Origin of the sequence: Candidatus Palauibacter soopunensis, assembly GCF_947581735.1 — a bacterium.
In the GTDB taxonomy this organism is placed as follows: Bacteria; Gemmatimonadota; Gemmatimonadetes; order Palauibacterales; family Palauibacteraceae; genus Palauibacter; species Palauibacter soopunensis.
In genome coordinates this window covers 1-17,543 of record NZ_CANPVT010000029.1, presented here as the reverse complement: position 1 = coordinate 17,543, position 17,543 = coordinate 1, and the positions used below count along the sequence as shown (strand labels likewise).

Genomic DNA, 17,543 nt, shown 5'->3' with positions numbered 1-17,543 from the left:
CGAACGCACGCGCAAAGCGGGCGACCGGGGTCGAACCGGCGACCTTCAGCTTGGAAGGCTGACGCTCTGCCAACTGAGCTACGCCCGCGAGGCCGTCGAATCTGGCGACGGGGCCGGCCGGCGGGCAAGTTTCGGGGCCGCACGGGACGAGGAATCCAGGAGGAAGATCGAGTGAGCGTTCGACATGTCTCGGAGTTCGGGCTGACGCCGGTCGCCGCCGGGTCGGGCACCGAAACGCAGGTCCTCATCGGGCCGGACCAGGGGCCGAACTTCGCGCTCCGGCGCTTCGTCATGCAGCCCGGCGGCGGGATGCCCCTGCACACGAACGCGGTCGAGCACGAGCAATACGTGCTCCGGGGCCAGGCCCGGGTGTCGATCGGGGACGAAACGCACGAAGTGAAGGCCGGGGATGTCGTCTACATTCCGGCGGGGACGCCGCACTCCTACGATGCCGTGGGGGATGAGCCGTTCGAGTTCCTGTGCGCGGTCCCGAACCAGCCCGACAGAATCGAACTCGTCGACTGCTGAGAACGGGCCTCGCCCGGCCGAGCACCTCCGTCCAGCCCGTGGTCAGGCCGTGAGGACGATCCTCCCGACGACGCCTCCCTCCTCGAGGTCGCGCAGGCTCGCTTCGGCCTCATCCATGGGCCGCGTCGCGTAGGGGATCGGATCGACCCGCCCCGAGCGAACGAGTTCCATCAACTCCTCCATCTCGGCGAGGCTCCCGAGGTCGGAGCCCTGGACCGCGAGATCCTTGAGGACGAGCAGGGGGACGGGGACGGAGAGTGAGCCCCCGAGCAGACCCACGACCACGAGGGTGCCGCTCTTGGCGACCGTCCGGAAGCCGAGCGCCGTGGACGCCGAGGAGCCGGCGAAGTCGACGACCGCGGCGCAGCCGCCATTGGTGAGTTTTTTCAACTGTCGGGACGCATCGTCCTCGCGGCCGTCCACGACGTGCGCCGCCCCGGCCCGCCGCGCCGCTTCGAGCTTCGCGTCGTCGACTTCGACGACGATGAGATCGGCGTCGAAGAGCGCCTTCGCGAGCTGGATGCCGGCGAAGCCGACGCCGCCGGCCCCGATGATGACGAGCTTGTCCTCGAGCCATCGTTCCGCCTTGCGGAGCGCGCTGTAGGCGGTGAGGCCCGAGCAGGCGTAGGTGCAGGCCAGCTCGGGTGGGACGTCCCCGAAGTCGAACATGTAGCGCGGATGCGGGACGATGACGTGGTCCGCGAAGCCGCCGTCGACGTGCGTGCCGAGGGCGCGTGGGCGGTTGCAGAGGTGCTCGCGGGCGCTGTCGCAGAAATCGCAGGCGCCACACCCGATCCAGGGGAAGACGACGCGCGCATCGCCGATGTCGACGCCCTCCGCGTCCGGCCCGGCCCCGGCGACCTCGCCGACGATCTCGTGGCCGAGCGTGAAGGGCAGTTCGCGCACCGCCCGTACATCCAGCTTCCGACCGCCGCCCATCTCGAAGTAGCCCTGCCACAGGTGCAGGTCGCTGTGGCAGACGCCGCACGCGTGGATGCGGACGAGCACCTCGCTGCCCGCCGGTTCGGGCGTCGGCCGCTCGGCCAGTCCGAGCGGCTCACCGTACTCGCGGAACTGGTAGCTCTTCATCGCCTCCCTCAGTGCGGTGTCAGGATTTTCGCGAACGCGTTCACGACGTCCTGCATCTGGTCGGCCCCCGCGAGCAGCACCTGGTGCTTGATCCAGATCGTCGAGCGGCAGAGTGCCTCGCACACGGGCAGCCCCCGCTGGAGTGGCGTGCCGTAGCCGGGGTGCGCCGGGATCCCCTCGGCCCGGAGCGCCTCGATCACGCGGTGCTTGTCGAGCGGGTCCGGTGCCATCCGGGATTCGTCGAGCCGGACCATGAAGATGTGGCAGCCGTGCGCGGTGATGCGCGCGTCCGGATCCGGTGTCCGAAGGCCCTCGATCTCCGCGAGGCGCGTCGCGAGCGCGTCCATGGCCTGCTGGCGAATCGCCTGCTCGGCAGGCAGGCGTTCCAGGCCGGAGAGAAGGAGGACCGCCTGGAACTCGGTCATGCGGAGGTTGAGACCGACCGCCCCGTGCTCGTGCGGCGAACCGCCGGGGTCGCGTCCACAGTCGTGCCACGACCACGCCCGCCGATAGAGCGGTTCGTCGTCCGTGAGGACCAGCCCGCCCTCGCCCGCGGTGAGGTTCTTGCTCGATTGAAAGCTGAACGCGCCCGCATCGCCCAGCGTGCCCACGGGACGGCCCCGCCAGCTCGCGAGCCACGCCTGCGCGGCATCCTCGACGACCCGGAGGCCCCGTCGGGCGGCGATGTCGTTCACGCGATCCATGTCCGCCGGGCGTCCGCCGATATGGACGGGCAGGATCGCCGTGGTGCGCTCCGTGATTGCATCCTCGATCCGCTCCGGGTCCAGGTTGTGCGTCCCCGGCTCGACGTCGACGAATGCGGGAACGGCGCCCAGCGACCGGACGGCGTGGGCCGTCGCCACGAAGCTGTACGGGCTCGTGATGACTTCGTCGCCGGGCTGCACGCCGGCAGCGACGAGGGCGGTCTGAAGCGCCATCGTGCCGTTGCAGCAGGCGACGGCGTAGCGGGCGCCGTGCAGCGCGGCGAAGCGGGCCTCGAGCTCCGGGACGGCCCCGCCACCCAGTCCCCATCGGCCGGACTCGAGCACCTCGGTCAAGGCGCGCCGCTCCGCTGCCCCGGAGCGTGGCCACGCGGGCCAGGGCGCCGTGCGGACCGGGGTGCCGCCGTCGATCGCCAGCCGGCCGGTCACGCCCTACGAAACGGCGCGCGGCCGGCTCCGAGTGATGATCGCCGGGACGCCCGAATCCCGCGCGAGCTGGTTGAACGCGTCGAGCATCTCGCCGAGCACGCGCGAGAGCGCGGCCTCTTCCACCACCCACTCGGCCTCCAGATCGCCCCAGCGCTCCAGCACTCCGGCGCGAGGGGGCAGATCGGAGCCGTCGACCTCACCCATGAGCGCCGTCAACTGCATGTTCAGCAGCCCCTCGTAGGCGACCATGTCCTGCTGCGCCGCCCGCCGCTTCTGGAACAGCCGATCCTCCAGCACCGTGATGGAATCCGCGAGTGCGGCGCCCGCCGCTCCGAGCGCCTCCGCACCGGAGAGGCCGGCGTCGGACGCCTGGCCAACGACCGCGTTGACCTGCGCGCGCACGTCCCGGATGTCGTTCAGCCCGACGTGGAGGTCCACGATCGCCCCGAACACCGACTCCAGGAAGCGCCCGCTGGCCACGAAATCCGTCTCCGAAGCCGGTATCCGCGGATCGCCGTACACCTCGAACGACTCGGTCTGCGCCGGCGCGTCGCCCACCGTCAGGCGGGCGCTGTACGTCCCCGGCATGACGCGATACCCCTGCGCATCCCCGAAGAAACTGTAGGACTCCGCAACTCGTGGCCCGCTCTCCACGCGGAGGTCCCAGAACACCCGATTGTGACCCGGTGCGGCGGGCGCGCGCGAACGCCGGACACCCGTGGCCGTCATCGCCGTATCCGTGGTGAACGTGCGGACCACCGCGCCCGCCGCATCGAGGATCTCCAGCACCAGCGAGATGTCCCCCGAAGCCTCGGCCGAGTCCGTCGTATCCTCGGCTCCCGGCTCGCCCGGCGCCCCGCCCACGACGTAGTCGATCGCGACGCCCGGCGCCTTGTTCTGTCCCGATGTCGTCGGGCCCACCGGACCGCCGAGTCCCGCGCTCACCCGGTACGCCGTCGACGGCGTGTACAGATGGTGCCCGTCTGCCGCCTCGGCGTCCGCCTGTTGCCGCAGCGGAGAGAGATCGTCCAGCACCCAGAAGCCGCGCCCCTGCGTCGCCACGGCGAGATCCCCCGCCTGCACCTGCAGGTCGGTGATCTGCGTGAGGGGCATGTTCAGGGCGAGGCTCCGCCACGACGCCCCGTCATCGAAGCTCGCGTACATCCCGAGTTCGGTCCCGGCGTAGAGCAGGCCGCGGCGACCGGGATCCTCGCGCACGACCCGCGCCCACGCGTCGGGCCGGTCGGCCCCGATCCCGGCGTCGATGCGTTCCCAGCTCTCGCCATAGTCCACGGTCTTGTAGATGTACGGCGCGAAGTCGTCGAACTTGTATCGGGCGAGCGTGATGTAGGCGCCACCCGGCTCGTGCGGCGACGGGTCGAGGGAATTCACCATCCCCTCGGGCATCCCATCCGGCGTGACGTCCGTCCACGTCTCCCCGTTGTCGCGCGTCACGTGGACGAGGCCGTCGTCCGCCCCCACCCAGATGGTCCCCGCCTCCAGCGCGGATTCGGCCATCGTCATAATCGTGTTGTAGACCTCGCCGCCCGCGGCCTCGTTCGTGAACGGCCCGCCCGCCGCGACGTGCTTCTCCGGCTCGTTCCGCGTGAGATCGGGGGAGATCTCCTCCCACGTCACCCCGCGGTCGCGCGACCGCAGCAGATGCTGCGCTCCGTGGTAGATCACCCTCGGATCGTGCGGCGACACGACGACCGGGCCGTTCCAGTTCCAGCGATAGCGCATGTCCTCGGCATCCATCCCGAGCTGGAACTGCGGGTACGCCTGCACGCTGCGCGCGGAGCCGAGTTCCGTGTCCAGCTCCGTGATGATCCCCTGGATCGATGTCGCGTAGAGGTAGCGCGGGTTGTCGGGATCGAAGGCGACCCAGGCCGATTCCCCGCCCCCCGCGTCGATCCAGTCCTTCCAGCCGAGGCCGCCGGAGTGCGTCGCCCAGCCCAGCATGCCCACGCTCGTGTTGTCCTGCTGTCCCCCGTACATCCGGTACGGGAACTGGTTGTCCACCGCGAGCCGGTAGATCTGCGCCGTGGGCTGGTTCTCCTGCGTCGACCAGGTCTCGCCCCCGTTGAACGTGACCGTTCCACCGCCGTCGTTGGCGGAGAGCATGACCTGGCTGTCGAACGGGTTGATCCACAGGTCGTGGTGGTCGACGTGCGGCGTCTGGATCGTCTCCCAGGTCCGCCCGCCGTCAATCGACTTGAGGAAGGGCGAGTTCATCACGTAGACGGTCTCGCGGTCCTGCGGGTCGGCGTAGATCTCGATGTAGTACCAGGCCCGGCCCCGAAGCTGGCGCTCGGAACTCACCAGCGACCAGCTATTCCCGCCGTCGTCCGAGCGGTAGACGCCATCCGCTTCCTCGTCCGCCTCGATCAGCGCCCACACGCGATCGGGGTCGGCCGGAGACACGTCGATCGCCGTCTTTCCCATGAGATCGGGCAGGCCCGCATTGAGCTCCTCCCACGTGTCCCCGCCATCCGTCGACTTCCAGAAACCGGAGCCGGGACCGCCGCTGCGGATGTACCACGGCTCGCGGTCGTGGTCCCACATGGAGGCGTAGAGGATGCGCGGGTTCGTGCGGTCCATCGCGAGGTCCGAGGTTCCGGTATTCTCGTCCACGTGGAGGACAAGTTCCCAGTTCTCTCCTCCGTCCGCCGAGCGGTAGATCCCCCGCTCCCGTGACGGCGCGAAGGGCGACCCCTGAGCGGCGACGTAGACGAGGTCCGGATCCTCGGGATGCACCCGGATGCGGGAGATCACGCGGGTGGGGGCGAGGCCCATGTGCGTCCACGTGCGGCCTGCGTCCGTGGAGCGGTAGACCCCGTCGCCGTGCGAGGTCGTGACGCCGCGGATCGAGTGCTCGCCCATCCCGACGTACACGACGTTGGGATCGGACTCCGAGACGGCCACCGCGCCCACGGACGAGGTGCCCACGAAACCGTCCGTCACCGGATGCCAGCTGATGCCGGCATCGGAGGTCTTCCACACCCCGCCGCCGGCCGTCCCCATGTAGTACGTGAGTCTGTCATCGGGGACTCCGGCCGCGGCGACCGACCGACCGCCACGGAACGGGCCCACATTGCGCCACCTCATCGACTGGTAGAGCGCGGTCTCGCTGTCCACATCGCTGGCCGTTTCCTGGATCGGCGCTGTGGCGCGTACTTCCGCCGCTGGCGCCGCAAGTATCAGCGCCACGAGCAAACTGCGTGCGCGTCGCGAGAGGACTGGGAGAGGGATTCTCAAGTCGATCGACCACATGGGAGCGGACCTCCGAAGTTGGCATGTCGGCACCCGGGCCGACCCGTTTCATATTGGGCGCGAAGAATACACCGCGGCCCGACGCCGCCGACAGAAGAGAGGGTTCATGCACATGCTCCTGAAGCGGTTCGCCGGACGCCTCACCCTCACGCTCTCGATGGTGGTGCTGGAGTCCGCGGGCTGGCTGCTCTTCCCGCTCGTCATCGGCCGGGCCATCGACGGCGTCCTCTCGGGCTCGCCCCGGGGCCTGTACGAACTCGCGGGACTCGGGATCGGGACGATCTTCATCGCGATCGGCCGTCGGGTCGTCGACAGCCGCGCGTACGCCGGCATCTATGTCCGGCTGGGCGAGGAAATGGTCGCTTCCGCCGCGGAGCGCAGCACCTCGACCCGGACGGCGCGGCTCGGAATGCTCCGGGAGATCGTCGAGTTCTTCGAACCCTCCCTCCCCCAACTCATCACGAGCACCATCGGGCTCACCGGCACCATCGTGATCCTCTCGAAGCTGAACGTTCACGTGTTTCTGGGATGTGTCGCCGTCGCCGTCGCCACGGGCATCCTGTACGCGCTCACGGGAAAGCTGACGACGCGCTACAACGAGGGGCTCAACGATGAGCACGAGCGACAGGTCGATGCCGTCGACAGCGGCGATCCCGTCCGCCTCGGCGAGCACCTGCGCGCCATGACGCGGTGGAATATCCGGCTCTCCGACCTCGAGGCCGGCACCTTCGGCATCAATTGGGTGTTCATGATGGGCCTGCTGGTGTTCGCGGTCGGCATCTCGGCGGAGCGCACCGTCGAGTACGGCGCCGTGTTCGCCATCGTCATGTACGTCTTCCAGTTCGTGGAATCGCTGATGGCCCTCCCCTTCTACTACCAGCAGTGGTTGCGGCTGCGGGAGATATCGGGCCGGCTCGCACGCGTCGGCGCCGAGGCCGGCGCCCCCGCGTAGCCGGGAAGTTCAGTCGCGGCGAATGGCCTGGCCGGGGAAGGCGGTCTCGATGAGTTCGGCGTCGCGGACGACGAAGGTGCCTGCGACAAGCACGTGCTCTATCCCGGAGGACGGCTGCGTGGGCGACTGGAAGGTCGCGTTGTCGATGACCGTGGCGGGGTCGAACACGGCGATGTCGGCATCCGCCCCGACCCGGATCCGGCCCTTGTCCGCCATCTGCGGCACATAGGCGTCGAGCCGCTGCGCCGGCATCAGCGTCATCTTCCGGATCGCGTCCATGAGCGTGAGGAGACCTTCCTCGCGCACGTAGCGGCCGAGAACGCGGGCAAAGGTCCCCGCCCCGCGCGGATGTCCCTGGCCGTTGACGAAGGGAACCCCATCGCTCGCCACCATCACCAGCGGATGGGCGAGGGCCAGTTCGAACATCTCCTGGGGAATGATGTGGGCGATGATCCGGCCGCCGGCCTCCCGCCGCTCGTTGAACGTCTCCTCCGTCAGCCGTTCGCCCGTCGCATCCCACTCGATGTCGCCGAAGTCGCCCCCGAGCCGTTCCCGCCAGCCCGGGTCGAAGATCGCGGCCCGGATGTCGGTGGAGGCCGCGGTGTAGGGATAGACCTCGGTCGTCACGTCCAGCCCGCTCGCCTGCGCCCCCTCGATCATGCTCAGGAGCGTCGGTACCTGTCCGAGGCCGCTCGATCCGATGTGCACGATGTGGACCCCGCCCCCCGTCGACGCCGCGTTCGCGATCATCTCGTGCACGGCCTCGATGGAGCTTCCGGGCTCGACGAGTCCCGCGTAGCGGATGTGGACGAAGCTCGTCACGCCTTCTTCCGCCGCGAGCTGGAACAGGCGGTGGATCTCTTCGCGCCGGGCCCCGGGCGTGTACTGGATGCCAAAGCCGAGGCCGAGCGCCCCGCGTCCCAGTTCGTCGCGCAGCCGGCCCTCCATCACCGCGACCTGCTCGAGGTCGGCCGCGAGCCGGACCGCTTCCTCCCGCCCCCCCAGGGCGAGTCGGCGCGCGGCCCCGTGCGAGGCCGTGGCGCCGTAGTGGATCGCGGCCATCCCTTCCCGGCTCGCATACCACTCCTCCACGTCGCCGGTGCCGCCCTCCAGTTCGAGCGCGGTCGTGACCCCGTCCTGCGCCTGCAACTGGCTGGAGAAGAGGTCCTGGCCGTGGGCGTGGAGGTCGATGAACCCCGGCGCGACGACGAGACCGGACACGTCGACCACCGTCTCGCCGTCCAGCGGGGACTCGGAAATCGCGGCGATCGTCCCGCCGCGGATCCCGACGTGGCGTACCGCGTCGAGACCGGACTCGGGGTCCATCACGCGCCCGCCCGCGAGCACGAGGTCGTAGCTCTGGGCCTCGGCCCGGACATCCGTCGAGGCCAGCGCGGCGGCAACGGCGATCAGCGTTCGAAATCTCATCGTGAGGATCCGTTTCATCCGAGCAAGGACGGAAGCACGCGAGCGACCCACAGGCCCAGGAAGGTGCCCACGGCGTTACCCAGCGACCCGATCAGGACGGCCGGGAGCACGAGATCGCCGCGCCCGAGGCTGCGCGCCAGCGCGAGCGCGGAGGTGCCGCCGCCCACGTTGGCCTGCGACGCCACGGCCGCGATGTCCACATCCAGCCGCAGGAGTCGGGCAGCGCCGAAGGTGATGAACCCGTGCACTACGATGATCGTGAAGGTGAAGACGAGGAGCGCCAGACCGAGGGGGCCGATGTCGGCGAGCGCCCGCACGTCGCAGTGGGCTCCGATCACGCACAGGAAGAGGTAGACGGAAAAAAGGCCCAGTGTGCGGCTGCCGGCGAGATCCGTGATGGCCCGGAACTGGGCGAGGATGAGCGCGATCACCGTGAGGATCAGGATGTCGGGGATCGGGAACCCCACGGCGGCGGTCCAGGCCTCCAGCCGCTGCGAGGCCCACAGCGTCCCGAAACCGATCGCGAGGACGAGGGCGAGATCGACCGGGTGCACGCGCTCGGTGTCCTCGTCGACTCCGAGGTCCGGGGCCCGATCGGCGGAACCCGGCGCCGCGTCGGCCGGCCCGCCCCATCTCCAGCCGGACTTCGGCCAGTGGGGCCGCAGCCAGCGGGGAATCGCGATCGTCGCGGCCATCCACACCGTCGTCATGATCGAGTCGACGGCCGACGCGCCGCCGAACAGCACGCCCTCGCGCATGACGTCGTATCTGAGCGCGACCGCGTTGAAGTTCACGCTGCCGCCCGTGTAGGTGCCTGTGAACATTCCGCCCAGCGGCCCGAACAGGGGACCGATCCGCTCCGGCCCGTCCACGAGGGCCATGCCGGCGATCACGCCGGCCACGGTCCCCAGCGACCCGATGAGAAAGAGCGTGATGATCGGCAGCCCGGCGCGGAGGATGTCGCGCAGGTTGACCTTCAGCAGGAGCCACACGATCGCGAGCGGGGCGACGGTGCGGAAGATCGCGTCATAGGCCGGGACCGGATCCACCTCGGTCGAGGAGGTCGGAAGCAGGCCGAAGTTCGCGATGATCGCGGTGAAGATGATGACCATCAACGCGGTGCCGCCGTGCCGCAGGAAGCTCCGGCGCACGAGCCACTCCGTCCCCGCGATGACGAGGCACAGGACGGCGACGATATAGAGCGTCTGTGCGGTCACGCCGGAACTCGATCAATCACCGGCATAGAGCGACTCCGCCTTCACCGCGGAGGTCGTGATCCCCTTGATGAAGGCGGAGGAAAACCCGCGGTGCTCCATCTCGTTGAGGCCGGCGATCGTGCAGCCTCGTGGCGTCGTCACGCTGTCGATCTCGCGCTCGGGATGACGGCCCTGATCCCTGACGAGAGCCGCGGCTCCGAGCGCGGTCTGGGCCGCCATCCGGAGCGCCTCGTCGGGGTGGAAGCCGATCTCGATGCCGCCCTGGCAGGCGGCGCGCACCGCCCGCAGGAAGAACGCCACGCCGCAGGCGCAGAGGGCGGTGGCGGGGACCATGTGTTCCTCCTCGACGACGAGCGTGGCCCCGACGGCCCGGAACAACTCCGCCACCCGGTCGAGTGCGCCGACATGGGCGCGCTCCGCCGCGAGGCACGTCATCGACTCGCGCAGCGCGACCGCCGTGTTGGGCATGGCGCGCACGATCGCCACGTCCGGGCCCACGTGCCGGCGAATCGCCGCGATCGATGCCCCGGAGACGACGGACACGAGGAGATGGCGCCCGGCGTCCACATGCGGGGCGATTTCCATCAGTACCGAGTCGAGAGCCTGCGGCTGGACCGCGACGATCACCGTGTCGCAGGCGGCGACGGCGCCCGGGTTGTCGGACGACACCCGAAACCCCCGTTCCGCGAGATCCGCGACCCGCTCCGTGTGGCGGCGCGTGACGTGGACCTCCGCCGGAGCGTGCGAGCCCGCGGCCACGAGCCCCTCGGCGATGGCGCGCCCGATATTCCCCGCGCCCAGGATGGCGACGCCGGCGGACGATTTCGATTGGCGCATATCCAGGCCTATTCGCGTGTTACGGAAGTGAGATCCGCGCGGGACCGGCAACGGCCGGGGCCGGCGCGAGGCGCATTGTCGCCCGAGGGCCGCACGACCCGCAAGGCGTTGCCGTCCGAGCGGCGCGCCGGTGTCGCCGGACCCGGGCGGCGCTGCGACATTGCACGTATCCCCCGCAGGAACGGAGGACGGAAGATGGATCGTCGGATGGTTGAATACGAAGCGAAAAAACAGACACCGCTCGTGGCGTACATTCTCCTCGTCGTGTTCGGCGTGGTTGGCGCCCACAACTTCTATCTCGGACGACGCGGACAGGCGCTGGCCCAACGTCGAGATCCTCGTCCGCGCCGACTCCGCCTACGCCCGCGAGGAGATCATGGCCTTCTTGGAGCGAGAGAACATCCACTACGTCCTCGGCGTCGCGAGGAACGACCGGCTTCGCCGACGGGTCGCCCCGGAACTCCTCGCCGCCAAGGTCGAGTCGGAAGGCCGCGGCCGTCCGGCCCGCCTCTACGCCGAGTTCGACCACGCCACCCGGACCAGCTGGTCCCGCTTCCGCCGCGTCGTCGCCAAGTGCGAACACATCCCCGGCAAGTCCAACCCCCGCTTCGTCGTCACCTCGCTCCCGAAGACGATCTCGCCCAGGACCCTCTACGAGCGCGTCTACTGCCCCAGGGGCCACGCCGAGAACGCCATCAAGGAGCAGCAGCTCGACCTGTTCGCCGCGCGCACCTCCGCCGGCCCCATCGCCGCCAACCAGCTCAGGCTCCTCTTCTCCGCCTTCGCCTCCATCCTCATGGCGCGCTTCCGAGCCGCCCTCGCACACACGCGCCTCGCCCAGGCCACCGCGGGATCCCTGCGCCTCAAGCTCCTCAGGATCGGCGCCCGCGTCTCCGTCTCCACACGACGCATCGCCGTCGCCATGGACGCACACCACCCCTTCCAGGCCGAGTTCGCCCGCGCATACGCCCGCGCCCCCACGTAGCACGTAGCACCCTACCCCCCGACCGCCTCCCGACCCGCCCGGAGCTCCGGGCCGACGCACCGGTGTCTCCACTGCTCATCCGGCGCCGCCGCGAACGCCTTCGACCGCTTCCCGATCCCGGAAAAAGCCCGCGATCGAACCCCGCAGGACTGTCCGAGTACCCCAAACCGCACCCATTATCCCGACGACTATCCCCGAACCGCGCCTACGACGGCGCTCCGGGCAGCGTGTGAGAAATCCGGGCTAGGGCGGCAGGAGAAGTGGTTTTCCTCGGACCGCCCCTGCGTGGGCAAGACGCACCTCGCCATTAGCTTGGCGATCACGGCGACCGAGAGCGGACGGAAGGATCTACTTCGGCACCCTGACCGACCTCGTCAACTCGCCGGAGGAGGCCAAAACCGCTGGCAGACCTGACCGCCGCCTGAAAGATCCTAACCCATCCGGCGCTGCTCGTCGTCGACGAGATCGGCTACCTGCCTCGGCGACGAGGTCATGGCCGCCGCCCTGCTCGACCGGCTGCTCCACAGCCATATCGTGAACATCCGGGGCAACAGCTACCGAATGCGCCGCCACGCCGAACTCTCGAAGGCGATCCATCCACGGGCGAGCCAAATAGATGCCGAAGTACCGGCGTCCGGAGAAGGTCCGTCATGACGGCTGCGCTCCCGCTCCGCTGCCCTGCTCCGGTCGCTCCGCTCCCTTCGCGGAGCAGTATTCGGACCCTGACATTTTCGAAGCCCATTGACATGTCGGATCGCTTGGCCGAGGGGATGGACACTTTCTGAAAGCAGATCAAGGCAATCCGGGACAGGGCGAGGGGGCAGTTACTCGACATCGTCCTAGAACTCGGGACCAGTCTCGGTCGTTCCGAGGAGAGAATTGAGGGTCGAATCTCCGCGCTGGAAAAGCGTGTGGAGACGCTGCAGCCATGAAGCGATGAGTACTCTTGGGTGCATCGTGATCGGATCGTTCCTTCTCGTGTTGTGCAGAGAGCACGAGGAGATCGGGACAGCCATTTCCGTCCACCGAAGCTTGGAGAAAGTACAGGGGGAATCTCGGTTCCTTCGGGGCCATGTGTTGGTTTCCCCCGCTCTTCAGGCGACTTGACGGTATCTTCGACCTGTGCCGCCCGCTATGAGAGGGCATCTGGGCGGGCGTTGGTGATCTCGGTTCTGACTGGCTACGGGTTGTTTCTACTGGGCAGCTGGGCAGCGTTGTCGTGAGGGCCAACTGGTGATCCTATGCGACCATCCCGCTACCAGAGCGAGTCCAGCCTGATTCGAGGCCCCGAATCATGGTCCCCGGATCGCTTGAAGACGGATCGCGATCCCCCCGGCGCGCGCACCAACCGGGGCCCGCTCAGGCTCCGTTGAACTCAGCAGCCGTGCAAACGGATTCGGCAAGATAGCGAGCCCAGCGGTCCATCACCTGGCGCCGGCGCGCGAAGAGGGTGCCTCTGGCGTAGGCCGCCTCCACCTTGTCGCGCACGACATGGGCCAAGGCCGCCTCCGCCACCTCTCTGGCCACGCCCGTGTCGCCGCACCAGACCCTGAACGACGTGCGGAACCCATGGGGCACGGCCGGAACGCCGTTCTCTCTCAGCAGCTTCGAGAGTGTGCTTGCCGAGAGTACCCGGTTGGTCGGGGATGAGAAGACCAGTCCATCCCCTCCCGAATGGCGGCGAGCTTCACCGAGGATCTCGACCGCCCTCGAAGTCAGCGGCACCCTGTGTGCACGTCCGGACTTCATGCGTTCGTCCGGCACCGTCCACGTCTCCGCCCCGAGGTCCATTTCCTTCCACATGGCGTGGCGGACCTCGCCCGACCGCGCCGCCGTCAGCACCAGAAACTCGAAAGCGAGCTTGGTCGCCGGCCACGCCCGCGAAGCGCAGATCGCCTCCAGCGCCGCTCCCACCTCGGCGTGGGGAAGCGCCCGGAAGTGCCGGCGGCCCTTCCCGTGCCGCGGGAGCGCCGAACCGATCGCGTCGCCGGCCGGATTGCTCTCGCGGTAGCCCTGGGCCACCGCCCACTTCATGATCGCGCCGATCCGCTGGCGCACCCTCCGGGCCGTCTCCGGCTTGCTCGACCAGATCGGCAGCAGGACATCCATCACGTCCGCCGTCGTGATCTCGTCCACTCCCTTCGCGCCCAACCTCGGCATCGCGTAGTCGCGAAGACTCGCCCTCCACTGGCCCTCGCTCTTCCCGCCGGGACGCCAGGACTGGCGGTGGATGGCGATCACCGTCTCGGCCGCTTCCTCGAACTTCGGCGAGGCGCGCCGGGCCAACCTCGGATCTTCGCCGGCGCGGGCGGTCCTGCGGTGCTCGAAGGCCTTCTGGCGGGCTTCGGCGAGCGTGACGTAGGGGTATCCGCCCAAGCCCAGATCCACCCGCTTTCCGCCGACGGTGCCGCGCCAAATCCACTGCTTGCTCCCCGAGGGGAGCACCCGTAGGATCAGGCCGTGCTGGTCCCCGTACTTGTCGGCGCCGGTTCGGCCGCTGTGGACTACGTTTCGGACGAACAGGCCGGTGAGGCCGTTGGCTGGTTTCGGTGTTTTCGCGGTCATTTCTTCGCTCGGAGTCGGACATGGCGTCCCACGGTACGTCCCACACTCGGTTCAAGAATACCCGGAACATCGCGGGACGTCAAGGGACGGCAGATGGTCCGTAACATTCTTTGGGGGAGGGAATTAAGGCACATTGCGGGACCGGCATAAATTGCACGGGATCGGCGGGGAGGCGGACACCCCCTCCGTTAAAGGTAGGGCGTAAGCCCACGTGGGTTCGAACCGAGCGACCGGAGGGAGCGAGCTCGAAATGTCCAGGTCTTGGAAGTTCTTTTGCGGGATCATCGTAGGCGTGGTGCTTTATTTGGTTTGGAACGGCCTGCAACCTGAGCATTGGAGCGAGTCCATCCCCCAGGAGTGCGCCGAGCAGGGGTTGAACACGGAGATCACGGTCGGCGATGGCCGGATCCAGTCTTGGGAGTGCGTGGCTCCCTGACCTGGACGGACCCGGACTTACCTCCACGCGAGTCGGGGGCGCCCCGCCTTCGTTCGAGCGAGCGCGCCACGGCCTCACGACCCTCCCGGTGGGCCGCCGACGCGACACGCTGTTGTTCGGCTCCCCATGTCAGGCCTTCGGGGTCACTGTATTATCTCCCCCCAACACGGGGTGAGGGGCGGAACGAAGTCGATTCCACGATTCCATGACGGGATCCTTCCGTCCCGAGACCGAACGAGAATGGCGGGAGGAGCATCCGCTTGATCCACACCGGTGCAACGAGGCGTGTCGTCATCACGGGCGTCGGGATGGTCACGCCCATCGGTCTCGATGTGGACTCCACCTGGGACGCGCTGCTCGGGGGCGTGAGCGGCGCGGGTCCGATCACCCTCTTTGACGCCTCCGACCAGGCCGTCCGCTTCGCCTGTGAGGTGAAGGACTTCGACCCGCTGCAGTATCTGGATCGGAAGGGAGCGCGCCGCGCGGACCGGTTCCTGCAGCTCGCCATTGCCGCGGGCTCCCAGGCCATGGAACAGGCCGGTTTTGGTGACGGGCTTGCCCACCTGCCTCCGGATCGGACGGGCGTCGTCGTCGGGGTCGCGGTCGGCGGGCTCCCGCTGCTGGAAGCGCAGCACCGGAAGCTCCTGTCGAAGGGACCGCGCTTCGTCTCCCCTCTGCTCATCCCGATGTTCATCCCGGACATGACGGTCGGACTCCTGTCCATCGTGTACGGGGCGCGCGGCCCGAACTACGCGACCGTGTCGGCCTGCGCTTCGAGCGGCCACTCGCTCGGACTCGCCTTCCGCTCGATCCGGAGGGGAGAGACGGATGTGATGATCGCCGGGGGCACGGAGTCCGCCATTACGCCGCTCGCGGTCGCCGGCTTCGCGTCGATGGGGTCGATGTCCACGCGCAACGACGACCCGGAGAAGGCTTGCCGCCCCTTCGACGCCCGGCGAGACGGTTTCGTGCTGGGGGAGGGCTCGGGGATGCTGATTCTCGAGGAACTGGAGCACGCGAGGGAGCGCGGCGCCCGGATTCTGGGGGAGATTGTCGGTTTCGGGCAGAGCGCGGACGCGTATCACATGACGGCTCCCGCTCCGGATGGCGTCGGCGCCCGGCTGGCCATGCAGCAGGCGATCGAAGACGCCGGCCTCGCGGTCGAGGACATCGGCTACATCAACGCGAACGGGACCGCGACGCCGGTCGGGGACGCCGCCGAGACGAAGGCGATCAAGGAAGTGCTGGGCGAACACGCGCGATCCACGGTCGTGGGCGCGACGAAGTCGATGACGGGTCACCCGCTGGGGGCTGCCGGGGCCATCGAGGCCGTGATCTCCATGCTGGTCTGCAGGCACAGCGTGATCCCTCCGACGATCAACTTTGAGGAGGCGGATCCGGAGTGCGATCTCGACTACGCCCACGGCGGCCCCATCAGGCGCCCCGTCCCGGTCGCCCTGTCGAACTCGTTTGCCTTCGGAGGGCACAACGCCTGTCTGGCAATCCGCCGCTGGAACGACGATCGGACGACGGTACGCGACTAATCGGTGCCGAAGATGCGGCCGTGGAGTTGGACGTTGTGCTCCGCGATGAGCTTCGGAACCTCGATGGCGTTCACGACGAGCCAGGTAAAGCTGCCGACGCCCCAGAGGATGGCGATCGCGTAGAAGGTCCACGCGCGCCGCACGAACGCATCGAAGCCGCCCGACACATCCCCCATCTCGGCCGACGCGAAACCCACGAAGAGCCAGAGCATGGCGCCGGCCATGACGACGGAGAACAGAAGCTGGGCCAGCATTTACCATCCCGTGCGGATCTGTTGTAACCATTGAAGTTACGGGATTCAGGCGTCGATTTCCCGCCGTTCGGTTCCCGCCGAGTCGATTTCAGCCCCGCGCCCTCCGGCGGCTCCGGATCGCCTGCCTGAGTTGGGCCTCGTCGGGCTGCTGATAACAGCGCAGCACCGTCTTGGCCGCCTTCCAGCCTCCGAGTTCGCAGAGCACCTTCAGCGGCAGGTCCATCAGGTCGCTGGCGAACTTCCGCCGCAGCGAATGCCAGCCTCTCCCTCGCTTCGGCTCCAGTCCCGCGAGCCGCTCCGCCCGCTTCCACCAGAAGCGGGTCTGCGGGAAGCCCACGCACTCCGAGGGATTCCGGGTCGCGGGCAACACCGGCGCGTCCGCGATCCCGTCGCTCATCGCCCGCGCCTCCTCCAAGGCGGCCAACGCCTCTTCGGTCAAGGGCGTCGTGTGCTCGTAGCCCGTCTTCTCGTGCTGCGCCCGCCAGCGAACGGTCTCGCCCTCGAAGTCCACATCGGACCACAGCAGATTGCGAACCGCGCCGATCCGGTGCCCGGTTTCGTGCGCGAGCACGAGCGCGGCGTGGAAGCGCCAGTCCAACCCCCGCGAGACCCCGAGCAGCGCCTGATACTCCTCTTCGGTGAGAACAACCCGGGTGGGGTTCTTCTCGACGGGCTTCCGGAGACCCTTCAGCGGGTTCCGGTCCAGCAGCAGGCGGCCGTGCTCGTCCCTCGACCTCGCGGCCCAGTTGAGCACCGCCATCAGGAACGTCAGGTCCGCTTCGATCATCCGGTTGCCCACGGGCTTGCCACTGGGGCCGACCTTGCCCGCGCGGCGCTCCCGGATGAATCGGTCCCAATCGCGCTGGGACAGGGTCTCCGGCCTTCGGTCCCTGCCGAAGAACTTGAGGAACATCGCCATCGCGGCTCTGTCCCGCTGCCAGGACTTCCGCCTCTTGGTGGGCGTCACCTCCTCACCGTAGATGTCAAAGAGCATCTCCAGGGTGAGCGGCTCCGGCTCGGCTTCCGCCTTGCCGTTCAGGTCCGGGGCGGCGAACCCGGCCGCGAACTCGTCCGCCTGCCGTTTCGCCCTCGCCCAATCGCGGTGCCCCAGCGACCGGGTGAGCCTTCGGCCGTTCTCGCGCCACTCCACCTGGAACAGGCCGGTTTTCGGGTCTGGAAACACCCTGACCCTGTTCCGGCCCCACTCGCCGGCGCCGTAGCTCCGGCGGCTTCGTTTCGTGCGTGCCATCGTTCGATTCCTCTCGTTCGATGGACTGCACGATC

14 protein-coding genes and 1 tRNA gene are annotated in these 17,543 nt (G+C 68.6%); 5 read left to right on the top strand and 10 right to left on the bottom strand.

The genetic code is table 11. The annotated features are described in order from the left end of the window. Window positions 1-15 precede the first annotated feature (15 nt). Window positions 16-88, bottom strand: a tRNA-Gly gene (locus RN901_RS09120). Window positions 89-171: 83 nt separating this feature from the next. On the opposite strand from RN901_RS09120, the gene RN901_RS09115 reads away from it, so the two are divergent. After that, complete coding sequence (locus RN901_RS09115; RefSeq protein ID WP_310757962.1) at window positions 172-528, top strand: cupin domain-containing protein; 357 nt, start codon at window positions 172-174, stop codon at window positions 526-528. A gap of 42 nt (window positions 529-570) precedes the next feature. Here RN901_RS09115 and RN901_RS09110 read toward each other — a convergent pair whose 3' ends face one another. From RN901_RS09110 to RN901_RS09100, 3 genes are read right to left on the bottom strand one after another with little or no spacing between them, the layout of a single operon-like run. After that, on the bottom strand, window positions 571-1,617 hold the full coding sequence (locus RN901_RS09110; protein ID WP_310757961.1) for an alcohol dehydrogenase: 1,047 nt from the start codon (window positions 1,615-1,617) through the stop codon (window positions 571-573). An 8-nt stretch (window positions 1,618-1,625) separates the two neighbouring features. After that, window positions 1,626-2,768 (bottom strand): DegT/DnrJ/EryC1/StrS family aminotransferase, encoded by a 1,143-nt coding sequence (locus tag RN901_RS09105; RefSeq protein ID WP_310757960.1) that lies wholly within the window; start codon window positions 2,766-2,768, stop codon window positions 1,626-1,628. 3 nt (window positions 2,769-2,771) lie between these two features. Beyond that, window positions 2,772-5,906 (bottom strand): hypothetical protein, encoded by a 3,135-nt coding sequence (locus RN901_RS09100; RefSeq protein WP_310757959.1) that lies wholly within the window; start codon window positions 5,904-5,906, stop codon window positions 2,772-2,774. Between the two features lie 241 nt (window positions 5,907-6,147). On the opposite strand from RN901_RS09100, the gene RN901_RS09095 reads away from it, so the two are divergent. Beyond that, complete coding sequence (locus tag RN901_RS09095; RefSeq protein WP_310757958.1) at window positions 6,148-6,993, top strand: ABC transporter six-transmembrane domain-containing protein; 846 nt, start codon at window positions 6,148-6,150, stop codon at window positions 6,991-6,993. A 9-nt stretch (window positions 6,994-7,002) separates the two neighbouring features. On the opposite strand, the gene RN901_RS09090 is transcribed toward RN901_RS09095, so the two are convergent. The 3 genes from RN901_RS09090 to proC are packed head-to-tail and all read right to left on the bottom strand — an operon-like array spanning window position 7,003 to window position 10,475. After that, the gene (locus RN901_RS09090) at window positions 7,003-8,421 is read right to left on the bottom strand and encodes an amidohydrolase family protein (protein WP_310757957.1); all 1,419 of its coding nucleotides are present in this window, start codon (window positions 8,419-8,421) and stop codon (window positions 7,003-7,005) included. Between the two features lie 14 nt (window positions 8,422-8,435). Further along, on the bottom strand, window positions 8,436-9,638 hold the full coding sequence (locus RN901_RS09085) for a DUF819 family protein (protein WP_310757956.1): 1,203 nt from the start codon (window positions 9,636-9,638) through the stop codon (window positions 8,436-8,438). A gap of 12 nt (window positions 9,639-9,650) precedes the next feature. Further along, the gene (gene proC / locus RN901_RS09080) at window positions 9,651-10,475 is read right to left on the bottom strand and encodes a pyrroline-5-carboxylate reductase (protein ID WP_310757955.1); all 825 of its coding nucleotides are present in this window, start codon (window positions 10,473-10,475) and stop codon (window positions 9,651-9,653) included. Window positions 10,476-10,752: 277 nt separating this feature from the next. Here proC and RN901_RS09075 point away from each other — a divergent pair, with 277 nt between their 5' ends. Next, complete coding sequence (locus RN901_RS09075; RefSeq protein ID WP_310757954.1) at window positions 10,753-11,460, top strand: transposase; 708 nt, start codon at window positions 10,753-10,755, stop codon at window positions 11,458-11,460. A 492-nt stretch (window positions 11,461-11,952) separates the two neighbouring features. After that, window positions 11,953-12,114, top strand: coding sequence for an ATP-binding protein (locus tag RN901_RS14980; RefSeq protein ID WP_345782372.1), 162 nt, complete (start codon window positions 11,953-11,955; stop codon window positions 12,112-12,114). A 705-nt stretch (window positions 12,115-12,819) separates the two neighbouring features. Here RN901_RS14980 and RN901_RS09070 read toward each other — a convergent pair. Next, window positions 12,820-14,025, bottom strand: coding sequence for an integrase arm-type DNA-binding domain-containing protein (locus RN901_RS09070; protein ID WP_310757953.1), 1,206 nt, complete (start codon window positions 14,023-14,025; stop codon window positions 12,820-12,822). A 696-nt stretch (window positions 14,026-14,721) separates the two neighbouring features. On the opposite strand from RN901_RS09070, the gene fabF reads away from it, so the two are divergent. After that, the gene (gene fabF / locus RN901_RS09065; protein WP_310757952.1) at window positions 14,722-16,005 is read left to right on the top strand and encodes a beta-ketoacyl-ACP synthase II; all 1,284 of its coding nucleotides are present in this window, start codon (window positions 14,722-14,724) and stop codon (window positions 16,003-16,005) included. Here fabF and RN901_RS09060 read toward each other — a convergent pair. Together RN901_RS09060 and RN901_RS09055 are read right to left on the bottom strand one after the other, a co-directional pair. Beyond that, a complete protein-coding gene (locus tag RN901_RS09060) occupies window positions 16,002-16,259 on the bottom strand; it encodes a hypothetical protein (RefSeq protein ID WP_310757951.1) in 258 nt (85 codons plus the stop codon). The genes fabF and RN901_RS09060 overlap by 4 nt on opposite strands. 88 nt (window positions 16,260-16,347) lie before the next feature. Then, window positions 16,348-17,508, bottom strand: coding sequence for a tyrosine-type recombinase/integrase (locus RN901_RS09055; RefSeq protein WP_310757950.1), 1,161 nt, complete (start codon window positions 17,506-17,508; stop codon window positions 16,348-16,350). Between the last annotated feature and the right edge of the window lie 35 nt (window positions 17,509-17,543).